Source organism: Sanguibacteroides sp. AM78-02pH3A (assembly GCF_027666085.1).
Classification (GTDB): domain Bacteria; phylum Bacteroidota; class Bacteroidia; order Bacteroidales; family Marinifilaceae; genus Gabonibacter; species Gabonibacter massiliensis.
This window is the reverse complement of record NZ_JAQEHX010000003.1, coordinates 398159-415892: the sequence shown is the minus strand read 5'-3', so window position 1 is coordinate 415892 and position 17734 is coordinate 398159. Positions and strand designations below refer to the sequence as shown.

Below are 17734 nucleotides of genomic sequence, written 5' to 3'. Positions count from 1 at the left end.
CAACGACCGTGTCATCGATACATGACTATTTTTCTACGGCAAACACAGAAAAATAATAACATCCTCTTTAAGAAACTTTCAATTTACCGGTGTTATTTTTATCTCGTAATTAGAACGGAAATGGACCAAATACAATCCACGATTCTCCATCCCGCCCCCAGGTAACATTTTGAACTTAAACCTCGTGAATAAAGCCTCCTCATCCTCCGTTCCCAGATGACCTAATACCTGCCTGCCGTAATCAGCGACCTGTTTCATAAAAAACAATCCGATATCAAAAGCTCGATTCACAATCGGGGTAGGTTCCGAGTAAAAATATTTCCGGTGTTGTTCTGCAAACTTCCGGGCTGGTTCCGACTGATAATCGACATAACTATTCATAAACAACTTCACATTCAGTTTAAAGAACACATCATCGCCCAATGTCGTAAATTTCAACCAATCCGGAAAACCCACAACCGTTACCTTATAACTATCGGGCAAAGCCGATAATACCGGTAATACCCGGCTCGCCGCAGCTTCATTAACCGTAGGAAACAAAATAATATTCTCCGCATGCGGTTTCAAAAGCATTTTCAGCGAATCTACCGTTATACTCGAACTCCAATTTATCGTTTTCATCTCCATATCCGGTTGCAACCGATATCTTACCAAATACGGCAATTGACTCTCCTCCGAATTGGCGGAAACCCCGGACGGACGAATAACCACAAGATTAGCTCCGATACTATTTTTCACGACCCAATCAGCCATATTTTCGAGCAATGTCGTTGTAGAGGTATTCACCTGAATAAAATTCGGGAAACGCCCCAATCCCTCCGTACGGGCAGATAAAGGATATACCATGGGTATGGACTTATCATACAACTGATCCGCCACGACTTGAAAAGTATTGGCATACACAGGCCCCAATATCAATTGGGGATTGAATCGATTCAACTCGTTAGCTATCATCCGTGCCTTACCCGGATCCCGTTCCGTGTCGAACACCTGAAGATCAACCGAATATCCCGCTTTTTTTAAACTATCGACAGCCATTAATATCCCTTCATAAAACTGTACAAAAGGTTCTGACTTCGAATATAAATTCCATTTCTCTTCTTGCTGGTCGACCGCCAGAGAGTCCAATACAACAGGTTTCTCTTCAGGATATTGATTATTATTCAAATAGAAAGGCAAAAGCAAAGCCACTCTTACCTGATAGGAAAAGACCGGACGTTCCGCGTAAGTCGATACCGGGTGCTGTACCTCCTCTTCTATCCTCTTTATCTCCCGATCGACCTCATCTTTCACGGTTTGAGCAGCAACCCGTAAGGCCTCCACCTCCGCTTCCTCCCTGACTTGCCTGTCCTCCCATGCCAATTCAGCATTCAAAACATCCTTATCTATCTGTTTTAAAGTCAAACGAACGACTGAACCCGTCGGAATAGGATCTTTTTCGCTGTATTCCGGATTATCTTTCAGTATACGTTTCAAACGGATCCCAAATTTACGGGATAAAGAGTACAGAGTCTCTTTGGGTTTGATCTTATGATAATAAAATTGGTTATCCAAACGTTTAAAAGGCTCCACGTAAGGAATCTTTAATATTTCATGAATAGTCAAATTATTGTCTTTTTTCTCATTCAGCACCATCACTTCTTCCACGCTAACCTCATAAGCCTTGCAAATGGAAAACAAAGTCTGGCCGGGTTCCACCGTATGCAGGTAATATGTTTTTCCTTTCCATACGACCATCTCTTTAGAGCGCTCAATCTTTACGTCTTGCGCTTTTACACCTCCTATCCACCCAAGAAAAACAAGCAACAATACAATTCTGATCATATTATTATTTCATTTACAATAAACAATCCTTTCATAAAGGGAAACCTCGTTTTACAAAATACCAAAATCCCTTTTCATAGCAAAAATAGTAAAATAGTAATAGATAATTGAAAAATCTCTGCTATTTTTGCCAGGGAAAGAGATCAATCCATCATTCTGAGTAAAAAAATCGGAAAGATGAAATATTCAAACACGTAAAATTTTATGAGTGTATTCAATACAAAAAAAATCATATTCTGGGGCATCAACCTGCTGGTAGCCGTGTTACTTCTTTTTCTTATCGGTTACGTTGTTCTCCAACGTTTAGACAGCTATACTCTGCACGGTCAATACATTTCCGTACCTGATCTACGAGGACTCACGCCTTCGGAGGCCGCACCGTTTCTTCAAGAAAAAAATTTATTCGCCGTCGTTATCGACTCTATCTACGACGATCATGCGAAAGCGGGAACTGTCGTCGAGCAATTTCCGTCTCCCGAATCCAAGGTAAAAAACAGCCGGACCATTCAACTCACCATCAATGCCAACGCTCCGGAAAAGTTGATTTTCCCGAATCTAAAAAACACGGCATTCAGACAGACCATTCAAAAGTTAAAAAATATCGGTTTTAATATCGGCCGACTAAAATATACCTCCTCCAATTTTAAGAATCTGGTATTGGGTTTCATGTACAAGGAGGAACCTATCGAACCCGGAGATATTATCCAGAAAGGAGAGAGTATCGATATCATATTAGGGGATGGGAATACAAGTAATAACCAGATTTTCATTCCGAATTTACGGGGCAAAACCTTAGAAGAGGCCAAAACTCTTATTCTGTTCTCTTTCTTAAATTTAGGAGAGGTTATTACAGATGAAACCATTCGTACCCCACAAGATCGACTTGAAGCTTTTATCTACCAACAAACGCCGGATATCGAAGAACATCCTAAGATTACCTTAGGAAGTTACCTAACGGTTTATTTGACAAAAGATCAGGAAAAATTAGCTGTACAGGATTCTCTTTCCACTGAAACACAAGAAGAATGATCGAAGAAATAGAAGATATAGACGAACTGAACGAAGAGGAAGAACAAGCACAAGGGTTATTCGAACATTTTCGTCTGGAAGCAGATTCCGGACAGGCCCTTTTACGAATCGACAAATTCTTAGTAGACCGGATTCCCAACGCCTCACGTACTAAAATACAAGATGCCGCCGAAGCGGGTAATATATTGGTAAACGGGAAACCTGTAAAACCCAACTACAAGATAAAACCCAAAGAGGTGGTTTCGGTGATGATGTCTCATCCGAAAAGAGAGATCACGATCATTCCCGAAAACATTCCACTCCATATTGTTTACGAGGACGATGACCTGCTAATCATAAATAAAGCACCCGGTATGGTAGTACACCCCTCTTTCGGCCACTACACGGGCACGTTGGTCAATGCCTTGGCCTGGCATTTAAAAGACAATCCTCTTTTTAAAGAAAATGACCCCCGACCGGGACTTGTTCACCGGATAGACAAAGATACTTCCGGACTATTGGTCATTGCCAAGACAGAAGAAGCCAAAACAAAACTCGCTTTACAGTTTTTCAATAAAACTTCCGACCGGAAGTACGTCGCCGTCTGTTGGGGCAATTTAGAAGAAGATAACGGTACGATCATCGGCAATATCGGCAGGAATCTTTCCAACCGGAAAATCATGGGCGTTTTTCCCGAAGGCAGTGAATACGGCAAACACGCCGTCACCCATTACCGTGTGCTGGAACGTCTCGGATATGTAAATGTCATTGAATGCGTACTTGAAACCGGAAGGACCCATCAAATCCGGGCTCATTTCAAGCATATCAGACATCCGTTATTCAACGACCCGGAATACGGCGGCAATGAAATACTGAAAGGAACGACTTTCAGCAAATACAAACAATTCGTACAAAACTGTTTTGCCATTTGCCCTCGTCAGGCTTTACATGCCAAAACCTTGGGGTTCATTCACCCGACGACGGAAAAATACATGGCCTTTGATTCGGAAATTCCGGACGACATGCAACAACTCATCTCCAAATGGAGAAACTACGTTATAAACAGAGAGCCGGAAGAGTAGTCTTCCTTCTCTCAAGGGCTGTTAAACAAATATATACTTCAATATAAACAATAAGGATAAAACATACATGACCGGATTCAGGTCACGATACCTTCCGCTCAACACTTTCAAAAAAGTATAAGACAACATTCCCAGAACGATCCCCTCGGCAATGGAATAAGTCAAAGGCATCATAAGTATCGTAATAAAAGCAGGAAGTACTTCTGTCATATCTTCGAAATCAACTTTCCCCACGGCATCGAACATAAATACGCCTACGATTACCAAAACTCCGGCCGTCGCCACACTGGGAACCAACAAAAAAAGAGGTGCAAAAAAGAGAGAGACTAAAAAGAGCAAGGTGACCGTAAAAGCCATAAGTCCGGAACGTCCTCCTTCCGCAATTCCTGCCGCACTCTCGGCATAGGTTGTCGTTGTAGAGGTTCCCAATACGGCTCCGGCCGTCGTTCCTATCGCATCAGCCAACAACGCTTTTTTTATTCGGGGAATTTTTCCGTCGGGTTCCACCATTCCCACCTTGTTAGCCGTCCCTACAAGAGTTCCCAATGTATCAAATATATCCATAAAAATCAACGAGAATATGGCAATCAACATATCGGGATCCCATAATGCATGAAAATCAAATTTAAGAAACACGGGCTCAAGAGAATGCGGTAAAGAAACCGGAGAAAAGTTTTCCGGGATCCGAGTAATACCCAGAGGAATTCCGATCAAAGTACAGACCAATATCACGTAAAAGAGAGCACCTTTCACACGCCTGGCCAACAATACTCCTCCCAAAACAATACCCGTCATGGCTAATACGGCCGACGGGGTAAACCTCCCCAACGCAAGAAAGGTAACCGGATCAGAGACCACAATCCCTGCATTTTTTAACCCGATAAAAGCAATAAACAAACCTATGCCCACGGAAATGGCCTGACGCAAACAGGCAGGGATAGCATTCACTATCATTTCACGCACATTAAAAAGTGTCAACAAAATAAAGACTATTCCCTCGATAAATACAGCAGTTAACGCTTGTTCCCAAGAAAATCCCATGACCTGTACCAAAGTATAAGCAAAAAAAGCATTCAGTCCCATTCCGGGAGCCAAAGCAAAGGGCAACTTGGCCAATACGGCCATTAACAAAGTAGCGACAGCCGCGGCTAATGCCGTTGCCGTAAAAACCCCACCTTTATCCATGGCAGCAGCAGACAGCATATCTGGATTTACCGCTAAAATATACGACATCGTCAAAAAAGTGGTCACTCCGGCCATTACCTCTGTCTTTACACGCATCGTACGCGGATCAAAACCGAATAATCGAGTCAACGTCTTCATAAGCACAATTAAAAAACGGTTATGCCTTTAAAAAGCAAAACCGTCTTGATTATCGTTCTTCCACCTATTATACATTAAACCGGAAATTCATCATATCGCCATCCTGCACGACATAATCTTTTCCCTCCACGGACATTTTTCCCGCCTCCTTGCATTTAGCCTCCGACCCGAAAGCAATAAAATCCTCGTATTTAATAACTTCCGCTCGAATAAATCCTTTTTCAAAATCAGTATGAATAATGCCGGCGGTTTGGGGTGCTTTCATTCCATTCTTAAACGTCCACGCCCTAACTTCCTTCGGTCCTGCCGTAAAATAAGTTCTCAGATTCAACAGCTTATAAGCCGTCCGGATCAATTTATTGACTCCTGCCTCTTCCAACCCCAAATCTTCAAGGAACATCTGTTTCTCCTCGTACGTTTCCAATTCGGCTATATCCGCTTCAATGGCCGCTCCAATCACCAAAACCTCCGCACCCTCGTTCTTCACGGCCTCTCGAACCGCATCCACGTATTTATTACCCTTTACAACAGATACTTCGTCCACGTTGCAAACATATAAAATCGGTTTATTCGTCAATAACATCAGCTCCTTAGCAACCTCCTGCTGTAAGTCGGTCAATTTAACAGACCGGGCGGACTCCCCTCTCTCCAGTGCTTCTTTATAAAGATACAATACTTCCACAAGTCTTTTCGCGTAGGCATCTCCTCCGGTTTTCGCCCTTTTCTCCTCTTTCAACAATCGATTTTCAACCGTCTCCAAATCCTTCAACTGCAACTCCGTATCTATAATCTCTTTATCTCTTACCGGATCAACGCTTCCATCCACATGGACAATATTATCGTCATCAAAACAACGCAAAACATGAATTATAGCATCCGTTTCCCGAATATTAGACAAAAACTTATTCCCCAAACCTTCTCCCTTGCTGGCCCCTTTTACTAATCCGGCAATATCCACGATCTCGACCACAGCTGGTACTACATTTTGAGGTTGTACCAATTCCACCAATTTATTCAATCGCTTATCCGGCACAGTTATTACCCCCACATTCGGTTCTATCGTACAGAAAGGGAAATTAGCAGACTGGGCTTTCGCATTACTTAAACAATTGAACAAGGTCGATTTTCCCACGTTCGGTAAACCGACGATTCCACATTGTAGACTCATAATATATTATTATCAATTAATTATACATTAAATTAAAGCTATCGAGCAATAACAAGATCCTTCTCTCCTTCCGCTCGCACGAGTCCGCAAAGATAATCAATTTTTAAGCTAAAGCAGCATCTTACCATACTTTCTGTCTTGTCTGTACATGGGTATGAATTGCTGAATTTACAATTTAAACCTTTACCGTACCGTTATATGAAAGCAGCCCTGTTTATACTCGTAACGGACGTAACATCTTTTTTGCTTACGTAAATCCCGGAGTACTTCGGCCAATACGGTTTTCAACTTATCCCTGGTCTCCGATTTCGACCCTTTTCGCTTGTAACGAGAATAAGCGATATCAAAAGTAGTCCCGTATATATGAGCCGAATTAGAACTGGCATTCAGATTCTTCTTCTTCAATCGGTTAACGCTTGTTCCTGTCCTCAATACACTCGTAACAATAAGTTTATGTCCCGGAAGCTCTTTGGCACGAAGCGAATCTTTAAAATTCTCTGCAATTTTTTCCAGCAAATCATAAGCCTCCGGAACCAAATAAGGGATCGAATGGGTCAACTCATCCACATGATACAATCCACAGGAAGAGATCTTTTTCAACTTTCTACTTGCTCTTTTAAATTCACCAGAAGAAGCAAGAGGCTCTATTCCCAAGCGCTTAGCAGCATCGATATGCCTATTATTCAAATCATTGAACGTACGGGAATAATTTCTAAAATATACAAAAGGCCTTTTCGCTTTTTTCTCTCCGCACGAAACGAGCACGCACGAAACGAAATACATAAAAATAAACAACCTGTATACCTGCATCGCTCCACGTTATTTTTCCGGTTCTACATGCACCGCAACATGCGTACGGGGACCGTATTTCTTTCGCAGACGCTCTTCGATTCCCGTTGCAATCATATGAGCCACCCTCACCGTCAATTCACCGTTGACGCGTACATGAATCTCTATGGCGAAATCATTTCCTATACGACGCGTTCGCAAATTATGAGGGTCCTTTATCTGCACATCTTCACTTATAACGGTCAAAATTTCTTTTTCCACTTCTTCCGGGAGAGAGCGTTCCAATAAATCGTTCAAAGCGGGAGTCATCAACTGAATTGAAACTTTTATTATAAAAATACTCACGACAACCGCAGCAACCGGGTCTAAAACATGCCACTCTTTTCCTAAAAAAATAGCTCCGCCAATACCCAAAGCCGTTCCGATTGAGGAAAATGCATCCGAACGATGATGCCAGGCATTAGCGACGACAGCCTGACTATTTACTTTTTTCCCCACCGAAAGGGTATAACGATATAAAATCTCCTTTAAAACAATCGAAACAATAGCCGCTATTAAAGCGATCCTATCCGGACTGCCAATCTCCTCCCCCCTCGTCACGGCCAAAATACGATTCAACCCGTTCCAAAAGATACCGGTTCCGACCAATAACAATATCAACCCGATAATCGTTGTCGCCAACGTTTCGTATTTTCCATGTCCGTAATCATGTCCCTCATCTTTCGGCTTTGCGGAGACCTTCACGAAAAAGAGAACAACCACATCCGTCGCAAAATCGGATAAAGAGTGTACGGCATCCGCTATCATAGCACTACTCTTCCCCCATATTCCGGCAATAAATTTAAAAGCCAATAATAAAAAATTTACAACAGAACCTATGATTGTTACCCGATAGATCTCTTTTTCCCTATTTTTCTCATCCATCTCCTGTCAAATAATTTTGAACAAAGATAAAAATAATAGCTCATTTACTTAAAAACGATTCCATGTTTTTCCTCTCTTTATAATCCTGCTTCAATTCTCGTAATCCAAAGAATAAGGATACTACTTTAGAGGCGAAAGCAGCTTACAAAGCACTTTTAAGTTGCATTTTATAAACAACATCGACGATTCGTCCAAAAGAGGTAGCTGAAGTATATAACGGGACAAGACCTGTCATAATAGAATCGGAAGAGGCGTCCAGAACCATGAAGGTCCCATTTTCCAACCCTACCCCGATCCGGGTATTCGTCCGGTCTGTCACGTCCGAATTATAAGCTATCGAACATACCGGACTATCGAATAGATATACTTGCCTGATATCATTAGAAACAGGATCATAACAATACAACCCCCGCTGGTCCATACCACCCGAAAAAAGCAAATACCCACGCTTAGGCAAAAGGGTCATTACATTTCTTCCATCCAAAAGATCCGGATGTTTGAATTTCACCGCATAGGGATTTATAATTTCCCGATCAAGGGTAACAGAAAAAGTTTGGACAATCACCTCATCATTCCGTCGCAACAGTACTAAAAATCCACAACTCTTGTACTCCTCGCTCAAATACCCTATATACGACAGGTCTACTCCGGAAGGTAATCCCGTGATATCCATAAATGCGGCCGGTCTTTCCTCCCTATAATATAATTTTTCAATACGAGTCGCATCTTTTTCAGCATCAGAAATCCACAAAAATCTTCTATGCCGTTCATCGTACAACAAAAAGAAAGGGACCTTTTGATAATCGGTAAGCACCAATCGGTCGACCTGAAGCTCTTCTCCCCCGTAAGCCGCTCTAAATTGCATAAAAGCTCCACTATGCAATATTTCATTCGTCAAATACTTCCGAAAATACAAACCGCCATCTTCACTAAGCAAATAACCCGACCAAATCCCGTGAAGCGCATCCTTAATGACAAAACCCGGCGGATAATTTTTTTCAAGAAACTCATCCCGCGTATGCATCACCTTCCGGAAAGAGACGTCGTTTAATTCCACACACCCCTGTCCGCCTCTCTGCATGACCATCACTTCCCCGGCCGCCTCCGAATAATCACTCCCCGGCCAATGTTCTCGTAACTTTACCGGGGAACTTCCCAACACATCCCCGTTTTCGACCTCATACACATCCGGATAGGCCGTATACTCCGTCCCTTTTCCCCGACTCCTCTCCTGAATAAACGAAAGATGGGAAATCTGATCCTTTTCGGATAATATCATCCATCCTTTATTGTAACGGGACGTCACCCGCAACATAAACTCCTTAACATACTCAATACCATTGACGCTGTCCTTAACGCTAAAATAGCATTCAAACTCTCCGATCGTATCAGCCAGATAACGCAAATCCTGCTGATTACCTATTATTTTACCCCTTTGGATCTTCCATCGATAAGCCCAATGCTTCGGAGCCATCGTATCGTAACTATAATAAACTTCCGGTTTTATCTCCAATATTTCCCCCGCATTCTTTTGATAAAGGGCCGAGATTCCCCGAATGACGATTTCGTTGACGGGAACATAGTCATCATTTCCTTTATCCTTGTAACAACCATACAAGAGACAACATATCCCTATTCCTAAAACAATTTTTCTCATTACACGCTTACACTTACCGTTTTATACATGGGGCCATTTTCATCTTGAATAATATTCCCCTTTTCTGCCTCTTCAATAAGTTTATACTTGAACTGAACCGCCAAAGAACGTATTCTGTTTTCGTCCAGTCCTGTCAAATCGCCTACCCCGGTAATTTCCATGAAAACATCCAATTTTTTCTCCGTATAAGGTCCCAAATATTCGTCCGTAATCTTATCATTCCACCACAACGGCCTTGATTTTAAAGCAGAAAATCGAATGATCTTTTTCCGGTAAGGCATATCCCCCGGTAAAAAGTTCTCATTCTCCACGACTTTCAAAACCAAACGGACAACTCGGGTCTCCAATTTAGGCGAATAGTGCAAAACCACCTGAAAAGAAGAATCTTCAACCTCCCCCGCCTTCCATTTCCACTCCGGCAAAGTATAATCGGTAATTTCCGCCGTCGAAGACTCGTCCGCTTCAATCACGAATGTTTTATCTTCAGTCAGCAAATCTCCGGAGACCTTCAAATGAACCGGGATACTCAACACTTCCGTATTCGGATGAAAATAAAACGATACCTCGACGCTATCCCGATCGTAACGTCCGGCAAAATAGACATAATTCTTTCCGCCGAACATTTTCATTTCGGACTTACCACAAGAACAAGAAACAAGAATCCACAAACCGATCCATCCTATTTTCCGCATTTTCATCATATATTAGTCTCTACCTCCGGAAGAGGAAATACAAAATTCTTCGACATTCCATAGGTCTTACCATCAACCGTAATATTCCGATTCAGTCTTTTATACATATAGAACAACTGTCCTTCAGCCGTATACTCTTTGCGGGCATCCCACAGTAGTTCGCGATAAAGCCGCTCCTTACTCCCTAAGGAGAGTTCCCGTCGGGATCCCCGGCAAAAGCGTAAATAGGCGAACACCGCCTTTGCTCTCTCTTCTCCGACCAAATCATATACACATTCGATATAGATATGATACAATTCACTCAGACGCAATACGGGTATCAATTTGTTGTTTAAGCGATAAGCCGGAGGAGCCACGTAAAAATACTTACCACATACGTCCCTATCCTTTCGTTTAACCACCAAACTTTCGCCCACCCTCACGTCATCCGGATCCTCATCCCGGAGCTCTTCTCGATCTTTCAAAAAAAGATAGGAGTAAGAGGTACGCCCCTCATCATTCAAAGCTCCGTATATATCAACCAATTTATTATTATACAGTCCGAAAATAACATCATCATATAGTTTTAAATTCCCCTTTTTAGCTTCCGACGGTTCTGAAAAATAAAAGAGAGAAGAGTAAATCATTTTCTCCGCCTCTCTCATCGCCGACGCCTTATCTCCCTGATAGAGATACACCCGGGCCAATAACCCGCATATAGCATAATAATTTAACCGATACCCCCTAAAAGACAGGAAATCGCTTACCCCGGCCAATTTCGAATCTCCTAAACGACAATCCACCAACATTATCTGAGTTTGGTAAAGGGTATCAAACGAAGCTGTCAACCTTTTGGCTTTTTCCAAATCCCGGATGACTTTCCCCAACACCTCCTCCGTTGTTAAACGAGGAAAATTAACAGAGGGGGCCTGATCACAATAAGGCACCCGCTTTTCTCCACTATGAACGAGAGGAGCCGGAGCAAAAAGCCGTAATATATCGAAATGAAGAAAAGCCCGAATAGCCAATGCTTCTCCCTCTATCAATCGCCTCTCCAACTCCCCGCCTCCATCCCTGAACAAAGATGAATCTGTCTTTTCTATCCGTTTTAGAAGGGTGTTGCAATTGGCTATCAAATGATAGGCATTTATCCATAGCGTATCCAATCTCGGCCGAACGGTCGCGTGAGAATAATTGTAATCATCCGCATCAATAACCACCCGATAACCGATATCATTGCAATTTCTCACGTCATAATACTGAGCCAACACATCGATGAAACCCCAGGACAACTCCTGGCCATAAAGTGAAGCCCTACTCATACCCTGATATATTCCGTTCAGAGAGTTCCGAAATCCTTCTGCATTCCGAAACAGATCATCCTCCGCCACCTCTCCGGCCGGAGTTACCTCGAACCATTTTTCACAAGAGGTAAACGCAAATACGATCAAAACAGCTATTATCCCCAATACCGATTTCATTAAAAAGATATTTTTAAAGTAAGACTCATATTCCGGGCAAAAGGATAAGAAATACCTCTCTCTTCTTTTATGGAGGAGAAACGAAACACATCATTCATACTCCATTCCAGTCTCATGGTTTCTATTCCCAAACGTTCCGTCCCTATTCGATCCAAATCATATCCCAACGACACCGCATCCCAAGAGAGTACATTATAATCCTGACAGAAACGGGAGGTCGGCCGGGTTAACTCCCTATTCCGAATATCTTTTAAAAATGTTTTATCCCCCGGTTTACGCCATCTTTCCAACAAAACCCTACGATCTGCATTCTCTTCGGCAATATCTACATTTTCCACCTTTCGAACCAAGGTCTCGTTGTATCGCTGTCCTCCGAACTCATAAAGAAAAGAGGCGAATAATGTCCATCCCTTGTATTTCACATTAAATCCGAAAGCTCCGCGAACATCCGGTTCGTAATCTCCAATGACAACTTGTTCTCCGGACTTCCACTCCTGGGTCATCGTTCCTTGTCGACCAAGAAACAGCTCCTTCCCCGTGGAAGGATCGATTCCCAAAGAGCGCATTCCCCAAATGGCGGTTAAAGATCCCCCCTCCACGTATTTCAACAATGGACGGGTATATTTTAAATCACTCAGCCCCTCGTGATAGTCTCCATAGTACCCGTCAACTTTTCGATTATACTCTCTCAAGGCATCGGAAATCTTCATTATTCGATTCCGATTATGCGACAAATTACCGTACACATTCAAATGAATATCGGATTTATTTATCAAGTTTCCACTCAATGACAATTCGATTCCCCGATTCCGTACCTCTCCCAAATTATCTTTGTAAGAGGGAAAGCCGGAAGAGGCTGCAATCGTCACATCCGTAATCAAATCGCGCGTGCGACTATCGTAATAACTCAAATTACAAGCCAACACCCCCTTAAACAGTTCCAGTTCCATTCCGATATCCATCGTATTGGTCCGTTCCCATTTCAAATTAGGGTTTCCCAAAGTCTTCATCAAAACCCCGGAACCCGTTTTATACAGGTCATCCAAGGTCACCTCGTAAGTGGAGATGGCACAATAGGCGGGAAAATCCACTTTCCCCGTCTGCCCGTAACTCATCCTTACCTTCAGACGATCCACAGCAGACCCTTTTTTCATAAAAGAGCAATGGTGCAGATTGATTCCCGCACCCAACGACCAAAAAGGGGCGAACCGTCTATTTTTTCCGAATTCGGAAGAACCGTCCACACGCCCGGCAACATCAAACAAATAGATCGAGCGATAAGCATAATTCAGACTCCCGAATACACCCAAAAGTCTTTTGGTCACCTCTCCCAACGTCGGTTTTACAACGACTTCCATGGCATAATTGGGAGAATGTAAATCCCCTGAAGCAAATCCCCGGTAAGCAGAAGATATATACTCAGTCCGGGAAGAACGAATATTTATTCCTACCGTCATATGAATATAATGTACCCCCACCGACCTGTCATAGGTTACCAAAGCATTCGTATTCCACTCCGGAGCTTTTCCCTTTCTTATGTCCAAATAGCCTTTCAATGTACTCTCCAGATTTACCGGTTTCAAGGAATGCGGATCCGTGAACTCCTCCCGCTCCGAAGTCCGGTGACTCACACTGATTCCTCCTTTAAAAGAGAGGTAATCATTCACGTACCAGTTTATATCGAAATTATTGATCCATTGATTATAATTCGAATAAGCAAAACTCTTTAAACCGGCTTCATAAAGAGGATTCAGTTTCAAGGGGCCGGAATGCCAATTTTGTAAATAAGGCAGATCGTCTCCTTTATCATCCCGATATTCGTCGTAAGGCAGCTGTTTCGTATAATCGCTAAATACCCCATAAGGGGAATCCTCCGACCGGACAGCGTAATAAGATATCCTGTTCCGAAGTTGCAAAGAACGATAACGAAAATCGAGGTTTAAACCTCCACCGGTCCGGTTCCGGAAAGAACCTTTCATAACACCGTTCTGTTGGTGATAAAGAAAGTCCACCCCCACCCGCAGGTTTCCGGTCTCCCCCTCCATAACCAGCGAGTGTTTATGATTGAAAACCGCACGTACCGGTTTCGACAGCCAATAGGTATCGACTCCTTTAGCCAATTGTTTCAACTTACTATTATACTCCGCAAGTCCCGCTACCTCAGAAGAGGCATTATCCGGTTCGAACAAACCTGCCAACCGTTCGGTTTCAATTTTTTCTGCCGCATGCATCAGATTATAATCCGACAAATCAGGAAACGCCACCTCCCCATTCATACGGTAGCCGACATGCAATTTTCCCGGCCGTATTCCCCGAGTGGTAATAACGATAACACCATTGGCGGCCCTGGAACCATACATCGCCGTTGCCGCCGCATCTTTCAAAATCGTGATACTCTCCACCCGATCCATATCCATATCGTACACTTTCTGAATATCAATCTGAAAACCGTCCAGAATAAACGTCGGCAAATTGGAATTATTTTCCAAGGCCGACTTCGTCAAATCTTCCTTGCTTAACTCCGTGACTCCTATACCCGACCGTCCCCTCACGTAAAGTTCCGGCAAGGTATTCGGGTCTGATCCCCATTCATTATTCCCATGGATTCGGAAAGAAGGTTCAAACGTCTGAATGGCACTCAAAAGATTGGTTTTTGAAACCCTCAGCAATTTATCTCCGGAAATAGTTGTTGAGTTTCCGGTAAAACTACCTTTCGCATAATTAGAATAACCGGTAATCACCACTTCATCTATCAATTCCGGATCATCTTCCAGAAAGACACTTATACCCGTTGTCCGCCCCTGAATAATCGGAATCCTTCGCGGTTTCATCCCGACAAAAGAAAAAAGAAGAACTCCCGCTTCACGAGGGTAAATATCCAACCGAAATCGCCCCTCTCGGTCCGTGGAGACCCCGACAACAGTCCCATCCAACTTCACGGTTACTCCGGGTAAAGGAAGTCCGGAGATATCATATACCCGACCGGAAATCTCCATTTTATTTATCATCTCAGGCTCCATGGGAGTAATAATAATAACACGATTGACAAACTGAAAATCAAGTCCGGAATCTTTCAGGCAAAATTTCAATATATTCTCTATCGTCTCCGACCGGAAACGTTTGGTAACGGGAGGAAGTTCCCGAACTTGTTCGTGATTACATAAAAAACTGATTCCGCTCTTTTGCTTTATCTCTTCCAATACCTTTAAAATGGGGGTATCTTTAAAATCTGCACTTATTCTTATATTAGCGGGATGCCGAGCTTGAGCAAAAGTAAAACACGAAACAAATTGCAATAACAAGATCAGATACAAGACTTTATTCATACAGCAAAAATAGAGTAATCTATTCCATTTTAAAAACAAAACATGTTAAAAACAATAGGAAACATAAAAAAACTGCCGGAAAAAATTTTCCGGCAGTTTTTTCTATATTGAAAAAAATTACTTCTCAAACAATTTCCCGAATTCATCCATCGTTACCAACTGCTCCTCCAATTTTACACCTTCTTTCACGGTAGCGAAAATTTTATTCTCCAAAGCTCTCTCGTACATATTGGCACGTTGCTTTTGATCTTCCAACAAACGAACGGCAAAACCGTCCAACTGTTCATTGGTCAGACCGTACAATCCGTATTGTTGCAATTGAGCTGCCGCAATCTCACGAGCCATTCCTTTCATATCCTCATCCTCTACCTTTATTTCGTACTCCTTAACCATAGCAGTCTTAATCAACTGCCACTTGAACTCCTCCCGATAAGAATCGAAGTCCTTCTCTACCGATTCGGGTGTCATCTCCCTGTTCGTAGCCACCATCCAACGTTTCAAAAAAGCTTCCGGCAAAACAACATCCTCATTCTTTTTCAGCATTTTATCGCGAGCATCCACAGAGAAACGATATTCACTATGTCCCTTAAACTGGTTTCCTAAATCTTCTTTTACTTTAGCGCGAAACTCCTCCACACTCTTTACCGCACCCTCTCCATATAATTTATCAAACAATGCCTGATTAACTTCCGCATCGACATATCTTTTTATCTCACTGACAATCAAACAGAAATCAGACTTAACTTTCTCAGCCTCCTCCTTGCTTACTCCCAACATGGCGGCAAAATCAGTCTTATTCGGATAAGCTCTTGCCGGATTGAAAATAACTTCACTTCCCGCTTTTGCCCCGATAAAAGCATTACGAGCCTCTTCGTCCTTCATATGATACACGGAAACAGAAGCATCCTCATTGCGAATTCCTCCCTCTTTCGGTTTCCCGTTTTCGTCCAATTCGATCAGCTCACCTTTCAAATACTCTGTCCCTTCAACAACATCAACGACCTCAAGACTTCCGCTATTTTTACAGATACTCTCGACCTGTTTGTCTATCATTTCATCATCAATCTTTATCGTATAATAAGGTACTTTCTCACGCTTGCTCAACTTCACATTCATCACGGGAGCCAATGCAATATCATAAGTAAATTCGAAATTCTCCTGATCCAAATTCAAATCCTGTCCTTCCGTTTCGTTAGGAAGCGGTTCCCCAAGCAAATTCAGTGTATTGTCTTGAATATATTTGGTCAGCCCTTCTCCTATCAATTTATTGATCTCCTCTATCAACACGGCCTTACCGTACATCTTCCTTATGATCCCAAAGGGAGTTTTACCTTTACGAAAACCGTCAATTACTGCTTTCTTCTGATACTCCTTCAATGCATCGTTCACGCGGGTAGCGTAGTCATCCTTATCTAATTGAACCTTAAGAGTTGCGTTAAGGTCATCGATCTGGGTTTGTGTTATATTCATACTTCTCTATGATAAATGATAATAATGATAAAACAAACAAAAAAGCCACCTAAATGAAGGCGGCCAGCTCTTTCTCAAGTGCGGGCGAAGGGACTCGAACCCCCACGCCTTGCGGCACTAGATCCTAAGTCTAGTGCGTCTACCAATTTCGCCACGCCCGCTTGCTAATTTGCGGTGCAAATATAGTGCTTTTTTATCAGTTCCAAAATTTTTAAACCTTTTTTTATTTTTTCCTTCTTAGTTCAAAATTCTTTCCCAAGTATACGCGTCTCACCTCCGGATCTTCCGCCAATTGTTCCGCTGAACCCGATTGCAATATACGTCCGTCATACAGCAGATAAGCCCGGTCGGTAATACACAAGGTCTCCTGTACGTTATGGTCCGTAATCAAAATACCGATATTCTTCTCTTTCAATTTCTGTACTATACTCTGAATGTCTTCCACGGCAATGGGATCGACACCGGCAAACGGTTCATCCAACAAAATAAATTTCGGAGAAATGGATAAAGCCCGCGCAATCTCCGTACGCCGACGTTCTCCCCCCGACAGTTGGATACCTTTGCTTTTTCGAATATGCTGCAACCCGAACTCATCCAACATCTCTTCCAAACGTTGCTTTTGATAATCTTTCGGGAACTTACTCATCTCCAGTACGGCTTTGATATTATCTTCCACGCTCAGTTGTCTGAACACGGAAGCTTCCTGCGCCAGATAACCGACTCCCAGTTGAGCTCTCCGGTACACCGGCTCCGTCGTAATTTCCGTATCGTCCAAAAAAATACGTCCGCCATTCGGTTTGATCAAACCTACGATCATATAAAAAGAGGTCGTCTTTCCTGCCCCGTTCGGCCCTAACAACCCCACGATCTCCCCTTGCTCCACGTTTACCGAAACTCCTTTTACGACGGTTCTGCTTTTGTATTTTTTTACCAGATCCTCAGCCCTTAATTTCATATTATTCAGTTTTATCGCGCTAAGATAATTCTTTTCGACGTAAAAGTAAAAGCCGT

The 17734-nt window shown here is 42.7% G+C and carries 13 protein-coding genes and 1 tRNA gene; 2 read left to right on the top strand and 12 right to left on the bottom strand.

Annotated features, from left to right (window positions below; genetic code table 11):
- Nucleotides 1–78: 78 nt before the first annotated feature.
- Nucleotides 79–1824, bottom strand: coding sequence for a LysM peptidoglycan-binding domain-containing protein (locus PGR74_RS06735; protein ID WP_041504359.1), 1746 nt, complete (start codon nucleotides 1822–1824; stop codon nucleotides 79–81).
- Nucleotides 1825–2028: 204 nt separating this feature from the next.
- On the opposite strand from PGR74_RS06735, the gene PGR74_RS06730 reads away from it, so the two are divergent.
- Entirely contained in the window at nucleotides 2029–2853 is an 825-nt protein-coding gene (locus PGR74_RS06730) for a PASTA domain-containing protein (protein WP_041504358.1), read from the top strand.
- Complete coding sequence (locus PGR74_RS06725; protein ID WP_041504357.1) at nucleotides 2850–3914, top strand: RluA family pseudouridine synthase; 1065 nt, start codon at nucleotides 2850–2852, stop codon at nucleotides 3912–3914. The genes PGR74_RS06730 and PGR74_RS06725 overlap by 4 nt, the downstream gene beginning before the upstream one ends.
- 21 nt (nucleotides 3915–3935) lie before the next feature.
- Here the strand turns inward: PGR74_RS06725 and PGR74_RS06720 are convergent, their stop codons facing one another.
- The 11 genes from PGR74_RS06720 to lptB form a co-directional block, all read right to left on the bottom strand.
- On the bottom strand, nucleotides 3936–5237 hold the full coding sequence (locus PGR74_RS06720; RefSeq protein WP_041504356.1) for an NCS2 family permease: 1302 nt from the start codon (nucleotides 5235–5237) through the stop codon (nucleotides 3936–3938).
- Between the two features lie 67 nt (nucleotides 5238–5304).
- Entirely contained in the window at nucleotides 5305–6405 is a 1101-nt protein-coding gene (ychF, locus tag PGR74_RS06715) for a redox-regulated ATPase YchF (protein WP_041504355.1), read from the bottom strand.
- Nucleotides 6406–6588: 183 nt separating this feature from the next.
- Complete coding sequence (locus tag PGR74_RS06710) at nucleotides 6589–7215, bottom strand: DUF5715 family protein (protein ID WP_041504354.1); 627 nt, start codon at nucleotides 7213–7215, stop codon at nucleotides 6589–6591.
- A gap of 9 nt (nucleotides 7216–7224) precedes the next feature.
- Nucleotides 7225–8118, bottom strand: a complete 894-nt coding sequence (locus PGR74_RS06705; RefSeq protein ID WP_041504353.1) for a cation diffusion facilitator family transporter — start codon at nucleotides 8116–8118, stop codon at nucleotides 7225–7227.
- Between the two features lie 142 nt (nucleotides 8119–8260).
- Complete coding sequence (locus PGR74_RS06700) at nucleotides 8261–9775, bottom strand: PKD-like family lipoprotein (RefSeq protein WP_110688813.1); 1515 nt, start codon at nucleotides 9773–9775, stop codon at nucleotides 8261–8263.
- Nucleotides 9775–10467, bottom strand: a complete 693-nt coding sequence (locus tag PGR74_RS06695; RefSeq protein WP_160289156.1) for a DUF4843 domain-containing protein — start codon at nucleotides 10465–10467, stop codon at nucleotides 9775–9777. Before PGR74_RS06695 ends, PGR74_RS06700 begins: the two co-directional genes overlap by 1 nt.
- A 5-nt stretch (nucleotides 10468–10472) precedes the next feature.
- Nucleotides 10473–11927: a RagB/SusD family nutrient uptake outer membrane protein gene (locus tag PGR74_RS06690; protein ID WP_270516858.1), complete on the bottom strand. Its 1455-nt coding sequence runs from the start codon at nucleotides 11925–11927 to the stop codon at nucleotides 10473–10475.
- Nucleotides 11927–15253, bottom strand: coding sequence for a SusC/RagA family TonB-linked outer membrane protein (locus PGR74_RS06685; RefSeq protein ID WP_041504349.1), 3327 nt, complete (start codon nucleotides 15251–15253; stop codon nucleotides 11927–11929). The genes PGR74_RS06690 and PGR74_RS06685 overlap by 1 nt, the downstream gene beginning before the upstream one ends.
- A gap of 117 nt (nucleotides 15254–15370) precedes the next feature.
- On the bottom strand, nucleotides 15371–16723 hold the full coding sequence (gene tig / locus PGR74_RS06680; RefSeq protein WP_041504348.1) for a trigger factor: 1353 nt from the start codon (nucleotides 16721–16723) through the stop codon (nucleotides 15371–15373).
- Nucleotides 16724–16802: 79 nt separating this feature from the next.
- A tRNA-Leu gene (locus tag PGR74_RS06675) sits at nucleotides 16803–16884 on the bottom strand.
- Between the two features lie 62 nt (nucleotides 16885–16946).
- The gene (gene lptB / locus PGR74_RS06670; RefSeq protein WP_041504347.1) at nucleotides 16947–17678 is read right to left on the bottom strand and encodes an LPS export ABC transporter ATP-binding protein; all 732 of its coding nucleotides are present in this window, start codon (nucleotides 17676–17678) and stop codon (nucleotides 16947–16949) included.
- Nucleotides 17679–17734 lie beyond the last annotated feature (56 nt).